This window comes from Micromonospora sp. DT63, assembly GCF_049841615.1.
In the GTDB taxonomy this organism is placed as follows: Bacteria; Actinomycetota; Actinomycetes; order Mycobacteriales; family Micromonosporaceae; genus Micromonospora.
The window spans coordinates 319670-338775 of the sequence record NZ_JBNCKQ010000001.1 but is presented as its reverse complement, the minus strand read 5'-3'; the positions used below and the strand labels follow the sequence as shown (position 1 = coordinate 338775).

Sequence of the window (19106 nt, the reverse complement as noted above, 5' to 3'; positions counted from 1 at the left end):
TCAGCCGTCCCCGGCGATCGGGCCGGCCCACTCGCCCGGATCGTCCGGCACCCGCCGGACGGTCAGCTCGCCCAGGCACACGTCACGCCACCAGTCGACGCTCGTCGGGTCCGGCTCCGCCGCGCACAGCACCGTGACGTCACCCGCGTACGGGGAGCTGCCGTAGCCGTCGCCGTCGACCGGGTCGGCGATCACCAGGGTGACGACGTCCACCCCGGACTCGGTGAGCTGCCGGGCCAGCTCCAACGCCAGCACCCCGGCCGCACCCCGGCCCACAAGCGTCAGCTCCCCGGCCGACACGTGCTCGGCCAGCGCGGTCGCGTAGTCGGCGGCGAGGCGTTGCACAAGCGGCGCCGGGTCGAGCCCCGCGTACCGGTGCAGGCCACCGTCGACGATCCCGCACACGGCCCCGCCGGCGGCCAGTCCCTCGGCCAGCCCGGCGTAGGAGTCGAGGCTGCCGCTGCCGTCGTGCACCAGCACGTAACGCGCCGGGCCCGCACCGGCCAGCGTCACCACCTCGCCGCTGTCGCTGACGGCCGGCTCCTCGTCGGGTCGGACGCCGCCGACGGCGGCCAGGTGATCGGCCAGGTCCGCGACGGTCGGGTGCTCCAGGATCCGGCGCAGCAGCTCGTCGAAGAACACGTCGGCGGCGGCCGGCACCCGTTCGGCGAGCTGACCGGCGAGTTTCGCGGCGAGCAGGGAGTCACCGCCGAGGGCGAAGAAGTCCGCGTCCCGCCCGACCCGTTCCACCCGCAGCACGTCGGCCCAGACGGCCGCGATCTGCTCCTCCACCTCGGTGAGCGGGGCGGTGGCGGTCGCCTCGGGACCGGCCGTCGTGGCCGTCACCAGTGCGCGTACGCCCGCCCGGTCCAGCTTGCCGTTGGCCGTGCGGGGCAGCTCGTCGACCACCTGCACCACGCTCGGGATCATGTAGTCGGGCAGCCGTTCGGCCAGGTGCTCCCGCAGTTCGTCGGGCACCACCCGCCGCCGGTCGGCCTTCACCCGCGCGGCGATGATCCGCATGCCCAGCCCGGCCATCGGGTCGGCGGCCGGCGGCAGGTCGAGTACGGGCGACGCCCCGGCGGCGGCGAGCAGATCACGCCACTCGTCGCCGGTGAGGAACGTGCGGTCGGTGCCGTGGCGCAGGTCGGCGAAGTCGCCCAGGTCGTCGTCGAGCCGCACCAGCAGCTCCAGCGACGTCATGATCTGGTAGTGCTCCCGGGTCATCTCCAGCAGCACCAGGTGCCCGCCGGGGGCGAGCAGCCCGCGCAGCCGCGCGAGGGTGGCCGGCACGTCCCGGGTGGCGTGCAGGACGTCGCCGGCGATCACGATGTCGGCGCTGTTCGGCGCCATCCCCTGCCCGGCCAGGTCGGCGTCGAGGTCGAGCTGTGCGAAACGCAGCCCCGGCCGGTCGGCGAAGCGTTGCCGGCCGGCGCCGAGGAAGAACGCCGACAGGTCGGTGTAGAGGTAGTCGACGTCGAGACCGTCCAGTGCGTCGAGCACGGCCGCGGTCGTACCGCCGGACCCGGCGCCGACCTCGACGACCCGCACCGGCCCGTCCAGCCGCTCGGCCAGTGACCGGACGGTCGCCGCCGCGACCGCGTTGGCCCACCTGTTGAACAGGGCGTCGGCGTAGAGGTTGTCCGACACCTCCAGCTCACCACCGGGAAAGAGCAGCGCGAGGGGGTCCTCGTCGCCGCGCAGCAGCGCCGGCAGCGCGGCGGCGCTGGCCTGGAAGTAGCGGACCAGCTCGGGGGACTCCCCGACCGCCGCCGCCCGCTCGGCCACCGCGTCCCAGGCCCGTGCGGCCGGCGGTGGCCCGCCGATAAGCCGGTAGCCGTCGTCGTCGTGGCGCAGCACCCCGCTGTCGGTGAGTGCCCGCAGCCAGCGGCGCAGCAGCCGGCGGTGCCGGGGTGCGACGCGGGTGGCGGCGTACATCTCGTCCAGGCGGTGCAGGCGGTCATCGAGCGCGAGACCTGCGGCGCGCAGGGTGTCCAGCATGGCGGCGAGGCCGAGCTGGTCCAGCTCGTGCAGGTACGCCGCGTACGCGCCCAGGTCGGTGCCGGCGACGAGCGCGGACCCGGCCGCGATGGGCCCGGCCGGGTCGACCGGCTGCCCGGGGCCGGGCTCGACGGCGGCGGGCCGTACGACGGCGGCCAGTCGTCTCTCCAGTGGACGGTCGCCGTCGACCACGGCGATCGCCCCGCCCACGCCCGGGTGCGCCAGAAGCGCCGACTCGACCTCGGCCAGCTCGATCCGGTGACCGCGGATCTTGACCTGGAAGTCCTCCCGGCCGAGGAACTCGATCGTGCCGTCGGGCAGGTAGCGGCCCAGGTCGCCGGTGCGGTACAACCGCTCGCCGCTGGACGGGTCGGTGACGAACCGCTCGGCGGTGCGCGCCTCGTCGCCGAGGTAGCCCAGCGCCAGCCCGGCCCCGCCGATGTACAGCTCCCCGGCGACCCAGTCCGGGCGAGGCCGCAGCGCGGCGTCGCGGACGTGCCAGGTCTGGTTGGTCAGCGGCACCCCGTACGGGATGCTGCGCCACGATGGATCGACCCGCCCGATCGGGTGGATGATCGACCAGATGGCGGCCTCGGTCGCGCCGCCGAGGCTGACCACCGCCAGACCGGGGACGAGCTCGCGGATCTGGTCCGGCAGGGTGACCGGGATCCAGTCGCCGCTGAGCAGGGCCAGCCGCAACGAGGGGACCCGGACCATCGGCGCGGCGGCGAGATAGTCGGCGAGCATCTGCATCTGCGCCGGCACCGAGTTCCAGATGGTGACCTCGTTCTCGGCCACCAGCTCGGCCCAGTGGGTCGGGTCGCCCCGGCGCTGCGGTGCGGGCAGCACCAGCGCCGCGCCGACCGCCGGCGGGCCGAACAGGTCGTAGACCGACAGGTCGAAGCCCAGGCTGGCCAGGCCGAGGACCCGGTCGTCCGGCGTCACGTCGAAGCGGGTGTTGATGTCCGCCACGGTGTTCAGGGCCGCCCGGTGGGTGATCACCACGCCCTTCGGGGTGCCGGTCGAGCCGGAGGTGTGGATGACGTACGCGTGGTCGTCCGGGCCGACAGCGCGGGCCGGCAGGGCCGTCGGCGCGGGCCCGTCCAGGTCGTCCACCGCGATCGGTGTCACCTCCGCCGGCCAGTCGCCGTCCACCCGGTACGCCTCGGTGAGGACGTGCCGGATCCCCGCGCCATCGAGGATCAGGTCACGGCGCACGGGCGGCTGATTGGTGTCGACAGGCACGTACGCCCCACCGGCCAGCAGGGCGCCGAACACCGCTACCACCTGCCGCCAGCCCTTGTCTGCGACCACCGCGACCAGGTCCCCGGGCCGGCAGCCGGTCTCGGTCAGCCGCGCGGCCACCGCTGTGGCACGGCCGGTGAGCTGCCGGTAGGTGAGGGTGCCGTCGGCGGCCACCACGGCCACCCGGTCCGGGGTTCGCAGCGCCTGGGCGAGCACCCCCTCGTGCAGCAGCCCGTCGGGCAGCTGCGCGGCGGTGTCGTTGACCTCGGCGCGGCGGCGGGCGCTCGCCTCGGGCAGCGCCACCGGGGCCAGCTCCTCCCACGCCTCGTCGGTGGCCGCCAGCCGGCGCAGCAACGCGGTGTACGCGGCGAACATCTCGTCGACCACCCCGTCGGGCAGGACGCCCTCGCGGACGTCCCAGTTGGTGGCCAGCCCACCGGAGCGTTCGATGTTCTGGCAGTCGATCCAGACCTGCGGGGTCTGGCTGATGCCGTAGCCCAGCTCGCCGAAGCCCTCCACGCCGGTATCGCCGCCGAGCCCGATGGCGCTGGTGAAGACGATGGGCATCAGCGCGGCGTCGGCGCCCCGACGGCGGGCCAGTTCGCGGACGACGTCGACGCCGGAGAACCGGCGGTGGTCCAGGTCGGACCAGAGCTGCGCCTGGATGCGCTTGGCCCGCTCCTGCACCGGCGCGTCCGGGCTCTGCTCCACGGCGAGCAGGCTGACGGAGGTGAAGTCGCCGACGATCCGGTCCACCTGCGGGTGCGTCGGCGTCCGGTTGAGCAGGGTGACGTCGACGGTGAAGCGCGGGTGCACGCTCCACGCGGCGATCACCTCGACGTACGCGGCGAGCACCGCGCCCGACGGGCTGATGCCGTGCTGCCCGGCGCGCTGACGCAACCCGGCCCACTCGGTCGGGTCGAGCCGCAGGTCGAGGCGACGGAAGCGGGGTGGCGCGGCCGTGGCGTCGCCGCGCAGCGGCAGCTCCGGCGCCGGGGGCAGGTCGTCGAGCCGGGCCAGCCACCAGTCCCGGTCGGCGTCGTGGCGGGGGCCGCCGCGCAGCGGTTCGGTGGCCAGCAGGTGGTCGCGGAACGTCAGGGTCAGCTCGTCGGTGGGCGGGTCGCCGGCGTAGCGGCGGCCCAGCTCGTCGAGCAGGATGTTGATGCTGACGAAGTCGCAGATCAGAAAGTCGATCGAGAAGTGCAGGACGCTGCGGTGCGGGCCGCGGGTCACCCGCAACGCGAACAGCGGCCACTGCTGCGGGTCGTACCGGCGGTGGTCCAGCTCCGCCCGGGTGGCGGCCACCGCGTCGTCGAGGCCGGCCGCGTCGGCGTCGCGCACCTCGACGCGGTACGCCGGCACGTCGGGTCGTACCTGCTGGGAGCCGTCGCGGTTGACGACGGCCCGCAGCATGTCGTGGCGGGCGACGACCTCGTGCCAGGCGCGTTCCAGCCGGTCCACGTCCAGGTCGGTGAACGTCAGCTCGCCGTAGCCGTGGCAGCCGACGCCGCCGTAGGCGAACGAGTCGCCCCGCCCGAGCAGGTACGCGCTCTGCACGTCGGTGAGCGGGAACGGCTCGTACCGCTGCTCGGGGTGCGGCACCGCGGTGGGCGCGGCGGCGTCGCGCAGCACGGCCAGCACCTGCTCCTTGTGCTGGCGGAGCGCGGCGCGGCGCTGGTCGGTGAGAACGCCGGTGGGGGCCCGGAAGCGGAGCTGGCCGTCTTCCTCCCAGAGCTGCACACCGACCTGCGCCAGCTCGGCGATGAGGTCCTGCCCGTTCATATGGCCCCTTCCTCGTACGTGCCGGCGGCGTGCTGCACGGCGGTGGCCAGGTCCGCGATGGTTGGTCGGTCGAGCAGGCCCCGCATCGGCAGGTCGACGCCGTAGCGTTCGCGCAGCGCGGCCAGCAGGCGGGTGGCGAGCAGGCTGTCCCCGCCGAGGCTGAAGAAGTTGCGGGTGCGGCCGGGAACGGGACAGTTCAGCAGCTCGGCCCAGAGCGCGCCGAGGTCGCTCTCCAGGCCGGCGTGGGGTGGCTCGTCGGCCGGTCCGCTGTCGCCGCCGGCGAGCAGGGTTGCCACCGCCGTCCGGTCGATCTTGCCGTTGCCGCTCAACGGCAGCGCGTCGAGCACGGCGACGTGCTCGGGCACCATGTACGCGGGCAGCCGGTCGACGACGAACGCGCCGGTGGCGGCCGGGTCGAGGGTGACGCCCGGCTCGGGGACGACGGCTGCGGCGAGGCGGCGGGTGGTGGTGCCCACGGCCACCACCACGGCCTCGCGTACGCCGGGACAGTCGGTCAGAGCCGCCTCGACCTCACCCAACTCGATGCGATGGCCCCGGATCTTGACCTGGAAATCCGCCCGCCCCAGAAACTCCAGGGTCCCGTCCGGCCAGTACCGACCCAGGTCACCCGTGCGATACCAGCGCACCCCGTCGTGCGTCACGAACCGCTGCGCCGTGCGCTCCGGATCGCCCCGGTAGCCGGCCGCCACCCCGGCCCCGCCGATCCACAACTCCCCCACCACCCAGTCCGGGCAGTCGCGCCCGCGCCCGTCCACGACCCGGTAGCGCTGGTTGGGCAGCGGGAAGCCGTACGGGATGGACCGCCAGTGCGCCGGCACCTCGTCCACCTCGAGCGCGTTGGACCAGATGCCCGCCTCGGTGGCGCCGCCGAGGGCGGTCAGCCGGGCGTCCGGTCGGCTGGCGACCAGCCGGTCCCGCAGGTCCAGCCCGACCCAGTCGCCGGAGACCAGAGCGTGCCGCAACGCGCCGAGTGGTTCGTCGCCGGCGGCGGTGAGCAGCATGTCGAGCAGGGCGGGCACGGTGTTCCAGATGGTGACGTCGTGCTCGCGTACGAGCCGCAGCCAGGCGCGGGCGTCGCGTCGCTGCTCCTCGCCGATCAGCACCACCGCCCCGCCGACGCCGAGCAGCGCGAAGATGTCGTACACCGACAGGTCGAAGTCCAGCGCCGACACGGCCAGGACCCGGTCGTGCGGGCCGAGGCCCAGCCGGTCGTTGACGGCCGCGATGGTGTTTACGGCCGCCGCGTGGGACACCTCGACGCCCTTGGGCTCGCCGGTGGAGCCGGAGGTGAAGATGACGTACGCCAGCGACGCCGGCTCCACCGGGACGCAGCCGTCCAGGGCCGGGCCGCCGTCGCCGGCCGGGTCGAGCCCGTCCGCGCCGACGACGGTCTTCACGTCGGCGCGGGTGAGGATCCGCTCCCGGCGCACCGACGGCTGGTCCACGCCGACCGGCACGTACACGCCACCGGCGGCGAGCACGCCGAGCACCGCGACGACCTGGTCGACGCCCTTGGGCAGGCACACCCCCACCGCGTCACCCGGCGCGACCCCGGCGCGCGTCAGCGCCCCGGCCAGCGTCAACGCCCGAGCGGCCAGGTCCCCGTAGGACACCGCCACCCCGTCACCGCACAACGCCACCCGACCCGGCTGGCGGGCCGCGCAGGCAAAGAACCCGTCGTGCAGCAGACCCGGCGTGATCGGCGCGGCGGTCGCGTTCACCCGCTCACGCACGGTCCGCTGCGCGGCGGGGAGCCCGACCGGCACCTGCCGCGCCCAGTTTCCGGCCGCCAGGGTGGTCAGCAGCTCGACGTACGCGGCGAACATCGTCTCCACCACGTCGGGCGGGAACAGCTCGGCCACCACGTCCCAGTTGATGCTGAGGCCACCGTCGCGTTCCATGACCTGGTTGTCCAGCCACACCTGCGGGGTCTGCGAGGCGCCCCAGATCTGCTCGCCGAACGGCAGCGCCATGCTGACGAGCTCGTCGCTGATGCCCAGCGCGCTGGTGAAGACGACGGGCATGGCGGCGGGGGCGCCGGTGCGCCGCGCGATCTCCCGCAGCACCCAGATGGCGGAGACGGCGTTGTGTTCCATGCCGTCCCACATGCGCTCTTGGAGGCGACGTACCACGGTCAGGAAGTCGTCGGCCGCGCCGGGACGGTGCGGGACGAGCAGCAGCGAGGTGAAGTCGCCGAGCACGTGGTCGATGTCGGGGTGCACCTCGCGGCGGTCGAAGAGGGTCAGGTTGAGGGTGAGGTCCGGCCGCGCGCTGAAGGCCGAGAGCACCTCGGCGTACGCGGTGGCGAGCACGGCGGCCGGGCTGACCCCGTGGGCGCGGGCGGCGTCGACCAGGGCGGTCCACTCGGCGGGGCCGAGCCGTGCCGCGTGGCGGACGAAGCGGGGGGCGCGCACCCGGTCCGGGTCGACGGCGAGCGGCAACCGCGGCGCGGGGGGCAGCTGCGCGGCCTGCGCCGACCAGTAGCGCCTGTCGGCCTCGACTGTCGCCTCGTCGGGCCGGGCGGTGAGGACGTAGTCGCGGAACGACACGCCGATCGGGCGCAGCGGCGCATCGAGGTCGACGTAGAGGGCGGACAGCTCGGCGAAGACGGTCACGATGCTGAGCGCGTCGAGCACGATGTAGTCGAAGCTGAACGCCAGCCGGACGCGGCGCTCGCCGTACCGGACTGCCTCGATGGCCACCAGCGGCCAGCGGGTCGGGTCGGCGATCCGGTGCGACAGCCGTTCGCGCAGGTCGGTGAGGGCGGCCTCGCCCTCGCCGACCTCGATGGTCACGTCGGGCACCTCGGGTTGGACGCGTTGACGTCCGTCGGCGTCGAAGACGGCCCGCAGCATCTCGTGCCGGCGAACGAGGCGGTTCCAGGCCGCGGTGAGTCGATCGAGGTCGACGTTCTCGCCGTCGAACTCCCAGTACCAGTGGGAGCCGACCTCGCCGAGGGCGAAGTCGCCGCTGCGGCCCATCCAGTACGCCCGCTGCACGTCGGTCGGCGGGAACGGCTCGTGGCGGTGCGCCGGGTCGGCCACGAAGGTTCCGGTCAGGGCGGCGCCCGTGTCGAGGCGTACGCCGGCGGCGAACCCGGCGAGCGTCGGCTCGGCGAAGAGGCGGCGCAGTTGTCCGCCGGCCAGGCCGGCCGAGCGCATCCGCCCGAGCAGGCGGGTGGCGAGCAGGCTGTCCCCGCCGAGGGTGAAGAAGCTGTCGGCGCGGCCGACGGTAGGCACGCCGAGCAGGTCGGCCCAGAGGGTGGCCAGCGCCGTCTCGACCGGTCCGACGGGCGGCTCGAACGCGGTGGACCGGCCGGTGCCCTCGGCGAGCCGTCGTGCCACCGCCGGCCGGTCGATCTTGCCGTTGCCGCTCAACGGCAGCGCGTCGAGCACGGCGACGTGCTCGGGCACCATGTACGTGGGCAGTCGGTCGACGACGAACGCCCGTACCGTCTCCGGGTCCACGCCGGACGCCTCGGGGACGACGGCGGCGGCGAGCCGGCGGATGCTGGTGCCCACGGCCACCACCACGGCCTCGCGTACCCCGGGACAGTCGGTCAGCGTTGCCTCGACCTCACCCAACTCGATGCGATGGCCCCGGATCTTGACCTGGAAGTCCGCCCGCCCCAGAAACTCCAGGGTCCCGTCCGGCCAGTACCGACCCAGGTCACCCGTGCGATACCAGCGCACCCCGTCATGGGTCACGAACCGCTGCGCCGTGCGCTCCGGATCGCCCCGGTAGCCCGCCGCGACCCCGGCCCCACCGATCCACAACTCCCCCACCACCCAGTCCGGACAGTCCCGCCCCCGCCCGTCCACCACGCGGCAGCGCTGGTTGGGCAGCGGAACCCCGTACGGGATGGACCGCCAGTGCGCCGGCACCTCGCCGACCTCGAAGACTGTCGAGTGGATGGCGGTCTCGGTGGTGCCGCCCAGGGCGACGAGCCGGGCGTCCGGGCGCAGCGCCACCAGGCGGTCGCGCAGGTCCAGACCGACCCAGTCGCCGCCGAGCAGGGCGAGCCGGAGGTGGTCCAGCCCGCCGCCGGCCTCGGCGGCGGTCAGCAGCATGTCCAGCAGCGCGGGGACCGACTGCCAGACGGTGACCCGGTGCGTGTCGACGAGCCGACGCCAGGCATTCGCGTCGCGTCGCTGCTCCTCGCCGATCAGCACGACCGCCCCGCCGACGCCGAGCAGCGCGAAGATGTCGAACACCGACAGGTCGAAGTCCAGCGCCGACACCGCCAGGACCCGGTCGTCCGCGCCGATGTCGAACCGCTGGCGGATGGCCTCGATGGTGGTGCCGGCGGCGGAGTGTGGCACCTCGACGCCCTTGGGCTCGCCGGTGGAGCCGGAGGTGAAGATGACGTACGCCAGCGACGCCGCGTCCCCGGGCACGCACCCGTCCAGGGGCGGGCCGCCGTCACCGGCCGGGTCGAGCCCGTCGACGCCAACGACAGTCCGGACGCCGGCGCGCTGCCAGATCCGGCCCCGCCGGGCGGCGGGCTGGTCGACGCCGACCGGCACGTACACGCCACCGGCGGCGAGCACGCCGAGCACCGCGACGACCTGGTCGACGCCCTTGGGCAGGCACACCCCGACCGCGTCACCCGGCGCGACTCCGGCCCGCGACAGGGCCCCGGCCAGCGTCAACGCCCGAGCGGCCAGGTCCCCGTAGGACACCGCCACCCCGTCACCGCACAACGCCACCCGACCCGGCTCCCGCGCCGCGGTGTCGAAGAACCCGTCGTGCAGAGGACCCGGCGTGATCGGCGCGGCCGTCGCGTTCACCCGCTCACGCACGGCCCGCTGCTCCTGCGGCAGCAGGTCGCCCGGCGACGCGACCCAGTCGCCGTCGATCAGGCAGGTCAACAGCCGGACGTACGCGGCGAACATCGCCTCCGACACACCTGTCGGGAACAGCTCCGCCACCACGTCCCAGTTGAGGTACAGGCCCCCCTCACGCTCGGTGACCTGGTTGTCCAGCCACACCTGCGGGGTCTGCGACGACGTCCACACCGGGTCGCCGAAGCACTCCCGCACGTCGGTGCCGAACAGATCGCCGAGGCTGAGCGCGCTGGTGAACACCACCGGGGCGAGCACGGCCTGCTCGGAGCGGGCGCGGGCCAGGTCGCGCAGCACGTCCACTCCGGAGTACGCGCTGTGCGCCACGTCCCGGGCGAACTGCTCGCCGAGGCGTCGGGCGCGGTCGACGAACGGCACCTCGTCGGTGGCGTCGACCTCCAGCAGCAGCAGGTTGGTGAAGTCCCCGCTGAGCGACGGCACGTCCGGGTGGTACGGCGTCCGGTCGTACAGCGGCAGGTTGAGCAGGAAGCGTTGCCGGCTGCTCCAGGCGGCCAGGACCTCGGCGAAGGCCGTCAGGAACACCATCGACAGGGTGACGCCGTACTCGCGCGCGCGGGCGGCGAGGCGGTCCCGGTCGGCGCCGGAGAGCCAGTGGTGGTGGCGGGTCACCCGGTGTCCGCTGACCCGCTCGGGGGCCACGGCCACCGGCAGGTCGGGCCCGCCGGGCAGGTCGGGCACCCGCTGGCGCCAGTAGCCGGCGGCGGCCTCGCGGGCGTCGGCCCGACGCCGCTCGTGGGTGGCCAAATACTCGGGATAGCTGTAGCCGATGGGTGGCAGTGGTTCGTCGGGCCGGCGGTAGAGATGGGCGAGGTCGCCGAGGAGCACCCGGAAACTGTGCGCGTCGGCGACCAGCATCTCGATCTCCACGTGCACCCGGCTCGCCCCGTCGGGCAGCAGGCAGAGCTGGATGTCGAACACCTCGCCCCGGTCCACCCGCAGGGTGCGGTGCGAGAGGGTGGCGCGCAGGTCGGCGAGCCGCTGGTCCCGCTCGTACGCCGGCAGGTCACGCAGGTCGTGCACGGTCAGGCCGGGCCAGGCGCCGTCCGGGGTGATCTGCTGCCGGCCGTCGTCGAGGAAACGGGCGCGCAGCATGTCGTGGCGTCGCACCAGGGCTCTCACGGCCCGGTCCAGCCGCTCCGGGTCCACGTGCCGGCCGTCGAACTCGTTGTAGAAGTGCGCCCCCACACCGCCGAGGGCCTGCTCCCCGGCCCGCCCGACCCAGTACGCGTGCTGCATGGTCGCCAGGGCGAACGGCTCGTCCGAGTCGATCGTCACCTCGTCGTCGATGGCGGTGGCGGTGGCGGCCGGCTCGTCGGCGGGCGAGGCCGGGTGGGCCAGCGCGTGCCACTGCCGGACGGTGCGCTGCTCGATGAGCTGGGCGAAGGTGAGACCCGCGCCGGCCCAGCGGGCGGCGAGCCGCATCAGCCCGATCGAGTCGAGCCCGCGTTCCAGCAGATCCTCGTCGGGCGACACCGGCTCGTCGAGCAGCGACGCGACGTCGTCGCACATGCCGTCGAGGGTCAGCGTGGTCGGCACTGGCATGTCTTCTCCCGACTCCTCAGGCGCGGGGAACGCGGATCGAGCGGTCGGCGAACCCGATGAGGTCCAGCCGCTCCAGGCCCTCGCGGACGCGGGGAGTCAGCAGGCCGATGTTGGCCAGCGCGGTGACCACGCGGGCGAAGATGGCCTGCCGATACTTGATCATCAGCTCGTTGTGGGCGGCGAAGTCGACGCCCTCGCCCCGGTCGACCTCGATGCGGTCCCAGACGTCCTCGAGCAGGAACCGGCGGCGCATGAGACTCGCCGAGTCGAGCACCATCTCCTCGCGGTCGGCGAGTTCGGCGCTGGTCATCTCGCGGTAGATGCCCTCCAGCGACAGCACCCCGAACGACACGTGCCGGGCCTCGTCGCGGGCTACGAGGCGGGTGATGTCGCAGATGAGGCGGTCGTGGAAGGTGCTGTTGGCCAGCCGGAACGCGGCCATCGCCAGGGCCTCGACCACGATCTGCATGCCCAGCGCGGTGATGTCCCACCGGGAGTCGGAGAGCAGGTCCTCGATCAGCTCGGACAGCGCCGGGTTGATCGGGTACGGGTGCGGCACCTTCTCGCGCAGGTAGCGGGAGAACGCCTCGACGTGCCGGGCCTCGTCGGCGGCCTGGCTCGCGGCGTAGTACTTGCTGTCGAGGTCGGGCACCACCTCGACCAGGCGCGCGGCGACCACCAGCGCACCCTGCTCACCGTGCAGGAACTGGCTCACCATCCACGACTGGAGTTCCCAGCGGAACGTGTCCCACATGGGCCGGCCGCGCCGCGCCAGCGGGGACGCCTCGAACGACGCCATGGCGAACGCGGAGTCGTCGGGCAGCGGCTCACCGAACGGCACCTCGATCGACCAGTCGACATCCGTGCTGGCGTTCCACTGGGCGCTCTTGGCCCGTTCGTACAGGGAGAGGACCCGGGGCATCTCGGACTCGTAGTGCCACGTCAGCTGCGCACGCACGGGGGTGGTCACCGACAGACCAGACATGCGCCCAAGGTACCGAGAGAGAACACAAGATGCCAGACCCTTGATGACAGATACAACGACGGGCGGTACCGTCGTGGCGTGGCCCCCCGACCCGTACCGGCCTCCGTGGGACAGCGACTGCTCGGCATCATCGAGCACTACCGGGCGGACCACGGGGCGTTGAACTGCCCGCTGCTGTGCCGCCTCACCGGCGCGGTCGACCTGAGCGCGCTGGAGCGGGCGCTCACCGCGCTGACCGCACGGCACGAGGCGCTGCGGACCACCGTCGTGGGTCGCGGACCACGGCTGTCCCAGCTCGTGCACGACCCCCGACCCGTCGAGCTGCGGGTCGTCGACCTGCGCGGCGAGCCGGATCCGCACGCCGCCGCCGACGCCGCCGTCACCACCGAGCTGGCCACCCGGGTGGACGTCACCCAGTGGCCGACCCGGGCCACCGCCTGGCGGGTCAGCGACCACGAGGTGATCGTGTGCTTCACCATGCACCACCTGGTCACCGACGCGTGGTCGTGCGGGCTGCTCTTCGAGGAGCTGCGCACCCTCTACGCCGACGCGCACGCCGAGCTGCCCCCGGTGCGCTGGCAGTACCCGCAGTTCGTCACCTGGCAGGAGGATCGGCTGGCCGGCACCGAGCTGGACCGGCAACGCGAGTTCTGGCGCGCTCAGCTGACCGGGCTGCGGCTGCCGCGCCTGCCGTACCGCGAGCCGCCCCCGGACGGCACCCCTGGCGTGCTGGCCCGGGACCTCGACGCCGACGTCGCCGACGGGCTGCGCGCCCTGGCCCGGCGACACCGCACGACGCTGTTCACCGTGGCCCTGGCCGTCTACTACGCCGTCCTGCACCGGGTCACCGGGCAGGGTGACCTCGCCGTCGCCTCGCTGTTCGCCAACCGTGCCCGGCCGGAGAGCCAACGCACCGTCGGGTTCTGCGCCAACATGGTGGTGCTGCGCACCCGGCTGCCGCCGTTCGCCACCTTCGCGGCCCTGCTCCAGGCGACCCACGCGACGACCGCCGCCGCGTTCGCCAACCAGGAGCAGCCCTACCAGGCCGTCGCCACCGGCAGCGCCAACCTGGGCGGCCGGGTCGACGACGTGGTGTTCCAGATGATGGCCGAGCTGTCCCACCGCGTACGCGTCGGCGACACCGAGTTCGAGTTGCTCGTCCCCGAGGCGATCGGGAGCCGCTTCGGCACCGAGCTGGCGCTCGCCCCGCGCGGCGACGGCCTGCGCGTGGTGCTGTTCCACACGCCACGGCTCGCCCCGGCCGACGCCGAACGCCTGCTCGACGGCTACGTCACCGTGGCGCGGGCGGTGGTGGGCAACCCCGCCGTCGCGCTGTCGGCGCTGCTACGCCGCTAGGGCGGGTGTCGAAACCCCTAGCCCGCGATCAGCTCGGCCCCGCGTTCGCCGATCATGATGCTGGTCAACGCGGCCGGCGCGCGTAGCGGCACCGGAACGATGCTGGCGTCGACGACCCGCAGGTTGGCCACGCCGCGCACCCGGCACCGCCCGTCCACTACCGCGCCCGGGTCGTCGGCCGCGCCCATCCGCGCGCCGCCGACCAGGTTCAACCGGCTGTACGTGGTGGCGCGCAGCAGGTGGTCGAGCTGGTCGTCGTCGCCCACCACCGCGTCGTCGACGAGTGCGAACCGGGCGACCGTCTTGGTGAAGGCGGCCTGGTTGGCGATCTCCCACGCGTGCCGGTACGCGTCGCGCATCCGGGCCAGGTCACCCTCGGCGGTGTAGAACCCGAGGTCGACAACGGGTGGGCTCGTCCCGTCGGCGTCGCGCACCGAGATGCGCCCGCGCGAGGCCATCGCCATGTCGCCGATCATCACGGTGTTGACCTGGTCGACGCCGATGATCCGGTCCAGACCCGCGCCGGGGCCCCGCGACGTGCTCATGCCGGTGAACAGGCTCAGGTAGAACGCCTGGTCGGCCTCGTGACCCGGGATGCCGGCGAGCCGGGCGATGAGCTGCGTACGCGGCCAGTCGCCGCCGATCGTGTCCGGCTCGGGGACCACCAGGATGATCGCGCCGGGCTGGTCGATCACGTCGGCGCCCACGCCGGGCAGGTCGACGAGCGGCGTGACGCCGGCCGCGCGCAGTTCGTCGGCGGGGCCGATCCCCGAGCGCAGCAGCAGAGCCGGGCTGTACGGCGAGCCGGCGCAGAGGATGACCTCCCCGGCGTCGATCCGCTCCCCCGCGACCTGCACACCCACTGCCCGACCGTCGTCGAGCAGCACGCGCTCGACCTCGGCGTCGCCGCGAACGACCAGATTGGACCGCGACCGGGCCGGGTCGAGGTGGGTGAGGGCGGTGGACATCCGCAGCCGGTCGCGCCGGTTCTGCGGGTACGTCCCGATGCCGACGGCGTCGGGGGCGTTCATGTCCTCCTGGTAGTCGTGGCCCAAGCCGAGCGTGGCCTGCAGGAAGCCGTCCATCGCCGGCGTCAGCTCACCGCGCGGCCACCTGGTGATCGGGACGGGCCCGTCGGCGCCGTGGTGGTCACTGTCGCCGAACTGCTGGTCGGCCTCCAACCGGCGAAACGCCGGGAGCACCGCCGGCCAGTCCCACTCCGGCAGGCCGCGGCCGCCCCAGGAGACGAAGTCGGCGGCCGGGGCCCGCATCGCGCCCCGGTCGTTGATCTGCGTCGAGCCGCCGACGACCCGACCCCGCCGCAGCGGCGCTTCCCGCCCGGCGACGACTGTCGCCCGCAGATCCCAGTCGAAGCCGTCCTCGGCCTCCACCGAACCGGTCCGCAACGCCTCGGGCACCGCGGCCCCGACCAGGTCGGGGCCAGCCTCCAGCAGCAGCACGGAACGGGCCGGATCCTCGCTCAGGCGGGCCGCGAGCACCGCGCCGGCCGCGCCCGCACCGACGACCACGAAATCGTAGCGAAGCATGGGCTCAGCGTAGCCGAACACACGACATGCCAGGACGCATCACATGTGCTATCCGCGATTCTTCATTAGACTCTCGGGTATGAGCAGAGGCCCGGAAGTCATCCCCACCCTGCGCTACCGCGACGCGCCGGCCGCCATCCAGTGGCTGGTCGACGTCGTCGGTTTCCGCGCCGAGCTGGTCGTCCCCGGCCCGGACGACTCCATCAGTCACGCGCAACTGACCTGGGGCAACGGCATGGTCATGCTCGCCTCCCAGACGGACGGCAGCGACGGCCGGCTCGTTCTGGACACCGGGCCCGCCGCGACCTATGTGGTGCTCGACGACGTGGCGGCGCACTACGAACGGGTCGTCGCCGCCGGCGCCGAGGTCGTGCAGAAGCTCCGCGACGAGGACTACGGCGGCCAGGGCTATTCGGTCCGCGACGCCGAGGGCAACCTGTGGAGCTTCGGCTCCTACCGACCCGGCTCGTCCTGACCACCGAGCGCTGACCCACGGCGCGCGGGCAGCTTCCGCCGCCGTGTGGCCGGCTCGGCCCACGAGCCTTCGCGGCGGGGGTCAGTCGTCCAGCAACAGCCCGGCCAGCTCGGCCCGGGTGTCGGCGACGGTGCCGTCGAAGGTCGCCAGCCACCACGCCCGGCGATACCAGTGGTGCAGCGGCTGCTCCCACGTGAAGCCGCTGCCGCCGTACGTCTGGATGGCCACCTCGCAGGCGGTCATCGCGGCCTCCCGGGCGGCCACGCCTGCCGTGAGCACCGCCCGGTCGGCGACTTGGCCCGGTTCGGCGTCGACCGCCCACGCGGCCCGGTAGGCCAGCGACCGGGCCGTCTCGACCTGGCCGTAGCACTCCGCGAGGGGGTGCGCGACCGCCTGGTTGGCACCGATCGGCGCTCCGAACTGGGTGCGGGTGGCGGCGTACCCGCTGGCCCAGGCCAGCGCCCTCGCCGCCACGCCGACGGCCTCCGCGGCGAGCAGCGCCAGGGTCCGCCGCCGGGTCAGCGCGAGCACGTCGGCAGCAGCGTCCGCCGCCACGAGGAGCGTCGACGGTACGCCGGTCAGCTCCACCGTCGAGACGGTGCGGCTCGGGTCCAGGGCCTGCCCGCCGGCCCCGGCCGACGTCGGTCGCACCGCCGACGCGTCGACAAGGCGTAGCTCCACCCCGGACGGCCCGGTCGCGACCACCACCAGGTCCACCGCGTCGAGCGCGTGTGGCACGCGGATCGCGCGGCCGACAAGCGTCCCGTCGGCGGCGACGGTGCAGCCGACCCCCGGGGTGTTCGTCGACGAGCGCGCGTCGGTGCCGGCGGGGTCGACGCCTGGTCGTCGGCGGGCGGTGGCCACCGCCTCGGCGAGGGTGCCGGGGCCGTTCGTCCACGCCCAGGCCAACGTCGCGGGAGCGGCGACCGGCCGGCCCGCCGCCCGCAGCGCCGGGCCGGCCAGGCCCACCGTGGCCCACCAGGGTGACGGGCTGCGCGCCCAGCCCATCCGTTCGGCGAGCAACGCCACCTCCACGGTGCCCAGCTCGACGTCGAGCCAGCCCAGGTCGGTGACCTCGGGCCACGCCTGGCCGTCGTCGGTGGCCCGGTCGTCGGCGAGGTACTTCGCCGCGGTGTCCCGCAGCGCCTCCTGCTCCCCGGTCAGTGCGAAGTCCATGAGGTCTCCCCTCGTCGTGGGCGAGTCGGTGCGTCAGTACGACCGGGGCAGGCCCAGTACGCGCTCGGCGACCAGGTTGCGCAGCACCTCGGAGGTGCCGCCCTCGATGGTGTTGGCGCGGCTGCGCAGCATCTGGTGCCGCCAGTAGCGGTCCCAACCGTCCGGTTCGGCGTCGTCGCCGAGCAGCTGCACGGCGAGGGTGGTGAGCCGTTGGTGCGCCTGCGACCAGCGCAGTTTGATCACCGACGTCTCGGGGCCGGGCACCCCGGTACGCGCCAACGCGGCCAGCGCACGCCGGTTGGTCCAGCGCAGACCCTCCAACTCGACGTAGCGGGCGGCGATCTGGTCGCGCACGACCGGGTCGGTGTCACGGCCACGGGCCTTGGCGGTCGCGACCAGCCGGCGGAACGCCACGTCCAGCCGGGCGGTCAGGGTGAACCCGAAGGTGCCCCGCTCGTGGGCGAGGGTGGTCATCGCGACCCGCCACCCGTCGTCGAGCGCACCGACCACCGCGTCGAGCGGCACCCGCACCTCGTCGAACTCGATCTCGGCGAACTCGGCCTCGCCGGTCATCTGCCGGATCGGGCGCACCGTGACGCCGGCCGAGCGCAGGTCCACCAGCAGGCAGGTCAGCCCGCGGTGGCGGCGCTGGTCGGGGTCGGTGCGCGCCAGCAGCAGGCAGTGGTCGGCGAGGTGGGCGTACGACGACCACACCTTGCGCCCGGTCACCACCAGCTCGTCGCCGTCGCGGCGCGCGGCGGTCCGCACGGCGGACAGGTCGCTGCCGGCCTCCGGCTCGGAGAAGCCCTGGCAGAAGATGACGTCCCCGGTGAGGATGCGCGGCAGGTACCAGGCGCGCTGCTCGGGCGATCCGCAGGCGATGATTGTCGGCCCGACCATGCCCAGGCCGATGACCCCGATGTGCTCGGCGGCCTCGGCGCGGGCCGTCTCCTCCAGGTAGATCGCCTGGTGGGCCGGGGACAACCCGCGCCCGCCGTGCTCGGCCGGCCAGGTCAGGCCCGCGTACCCGGCGGCGTGCAGCGCGCGGGTGAACGACCGCACCGCCTCGATGTCGCCCCACCGACCCTGCGGCGGCGCCCCGTCCGGGCCGGCGGTCACCGGCACCGCGCCCGCCAACCAGGCCCGCAGGCCCGCCCGGAACTCCGCCTCGTCGGCGCTGTCACGCAGATCCATGCGCCGCATCGTACTCGTATCTGGTTTGATCTGCAGTATCTTGTTTTCACGCGTCCCGACGCCGGAAGGGGTCCTCGATGGCCAGTCTCGCGGACGACGCCGCGGTACGACAGACCGCAGCCGGGCACTACCAGGCACACCTGTGCGAGGACTGGTCGGTGTGGGGGCCCAACGGCGGTTACCTGGCCGCGATCGCGCTGCGCGCGGCGGGCGAGGAGGCCGGCGCCATGCTGCCGGTGAGCCTGAGCTGCCAGTTCCTCGCGCCCCCGCGCTACGGCGAGGTCGACGTCGAGGTCACCCGCGTGCACGGCACCCGCCGCGCCGCAGCCCTGCACGTCACCCTGCGCCAGCGCGGCCGGATCCTGCTCGCCGCGTACGTCTGGACCATCGCCGCCGGCCTCATCGGCCCCGAACGGCGCTGGATGCCGCCACCGGACCTGCCCAAGCCCGACGAGCTGCCCACCCTGGTCGAGCTGATGCGCCGCGACGGCCTGCCGGTGCTGCCGATCTGGGAGCGGTGCTACGAGGTACGGCTGTCCGGCTGGCCCGCCGGCGGCTGGCAGCCGCAACGCGACGGTGTGCCCACCATCCGGGGCTGGCTGCGGCTGCACGAGGAGCTGCCGGCCGACGCGGACCCCTGGCTGGCGGCGGCCCGGCTCGTCTTCGCCGTCGACGTGGTGCAGTTCCCGGCGGTGGTGCAGGCGTTCGAGCGGACCACGTTCATGGCCCCGAGCATGGACCTGTACGTGGGCTTCCAGGGCGGCGACGACGGCACGGGCTGGCTGCTGGTGGAGGGCGAGGCCGCCGCCGCCACCGGTGGGGTGCTCGGCGCCCGCGCCCGCGTCTGGTCCGACAGCGGGCTGTTGCTGGCCACCGGCGGGCAGCAGATGCTCTACCGGATGGCCAGCCCCGTCTGA

At 73.9% G+C, this 19106-nt stretch carries 9 protein-coding genes; 3 read left to right on the top strand and 6 right to left on the bottom strand.

What is annotated here, in order from left to right:
• The 3 genes from ACLQ27_RS01610 to ACLQ27_RS01600 are packed head-to-tail and all read right to left on the bottom strand — an operon-like array spanning position 1 to position 12441.
• A complete protein-coding gene (locus ACLQ27_RS01610) occupies positions 1–5028 on the bottom strand; it encodes an amino acid adenylation domain-containing protein (RefSeq protein WP_425865374.1) in 5028 nt (1675 codons plus the stop codon).
• On the bottom strand, positions 5025–11456 hold the full coding sequence (locus tag ACLQ27_RS01605) for an amino acid adenylation domain-containing protein (RefSeq protein ID WP_425865373.1): 6432 nt from the start codon (positions 11454–11456) through the stop codon (positions 5025–5027). The genes ACLQ27_RS01610 and ACLQ27_RS01605 overlap by 4 nt, the downstream gene beginning before the upstream one ends.
• Before the next feature lie 16 nt (positions 11457–11472).
• The gene (locus ACLQ27_RS01600; RefSeq protein ID WP_234589604.1) at positions 11473–12441 is read right to left on the bottom strand and encodes a ferritin-like domain-containing protein; all 969 of its coding nucleotides are present in this window, start codon (positions 12439–12441) and stop codon (positions 11473–11475) included.
• 78 nt (positions 12442–12519) lie between these two features.
• Between ACLQ27_RS01600 and ACLQ27_RS01595 the strand changes: the two genes are divergently transcribed.
• A complete protein-coding gene (locus tag ACLQ27_RS01595; protein ID WP_425865372.1) occupies positions 12520–13797 on the top strand; it encodes a condensation domain-containing protein in 1278 nt (425 codons plus the stop codon).
• 17 nt (positions 13798–13814) lie between these two features.
• On the opposite strand, the gene ACLQ27_RS01590 is transcribed toward ACLQ27_RS01595, so the two are convergent.
• Positions 13815–15344 carry a GMC family oxidoreductase gene (locus ACLQ27_RS01590; RefSeq protein ID WP_425865371.1) on the bottom strand — a complete coding sequence of 510 codons (1530 nt, stop codon included), beginning with the start codon at positions 15342–15344 and terminating at the stop codon, positions 13815–13817.
• 79 nt (positions 15345–15423) lie between these two features.
• Between ACLQ27_RS01590 and ACLQ27_RS01585 the strand changes: the two genes are divergently transcribed.
• Complete coding sequence (locus tag ACLQ27_RS01585; protein WP_344360591.1) at positions 15424–15819, top strand: VOC family protein; 396 nt, start codon at positions 15424–15426, stop codon at positions 15817–15819.
• Between the two features lie 81 nt (positions 15820–15900).
• On the opposite strand, the gene ACLQ27_RS01580 is transcribed toward ACLQ27_RS01585, so the two are convergent.
• A complete protein-coding gene (locus ACLQ27_RS01580) occupies positions 15901–16995 on the bottom strand; it encodes an acyl-CoA dehydrogenase family protein (RefSeq protein WP_425865370.1) in 1095 nt (364 codons plus the stop codon).
• Positions 16996–17028: 33 nt separating this feature from the next.
• Entirely contained in the window at positions 17029–18189 is a 1161-nt protein-coding gene (locus ACLQ27_RS01575) for an acyl-CoA dehydrogenase family protein (RefSeq protein ID WP_425865369.1), read from the bottom strand.
• 77 nt (positions 18190–18266) lie between these two features.
• On the opposite strand from ACLQ27_RS01575, the gene ACLQ27_RS01570 reads away from it, so the two are divergent.
• Positions 18267–19106, top strand: coding sequence for a thioesterase family protein (locus tag ACLQ27_RS01570; RefSeq protein WP_357490387.1), 840 nt, complete (start codon positions 18267–18269; stop codon positions 19104–19106).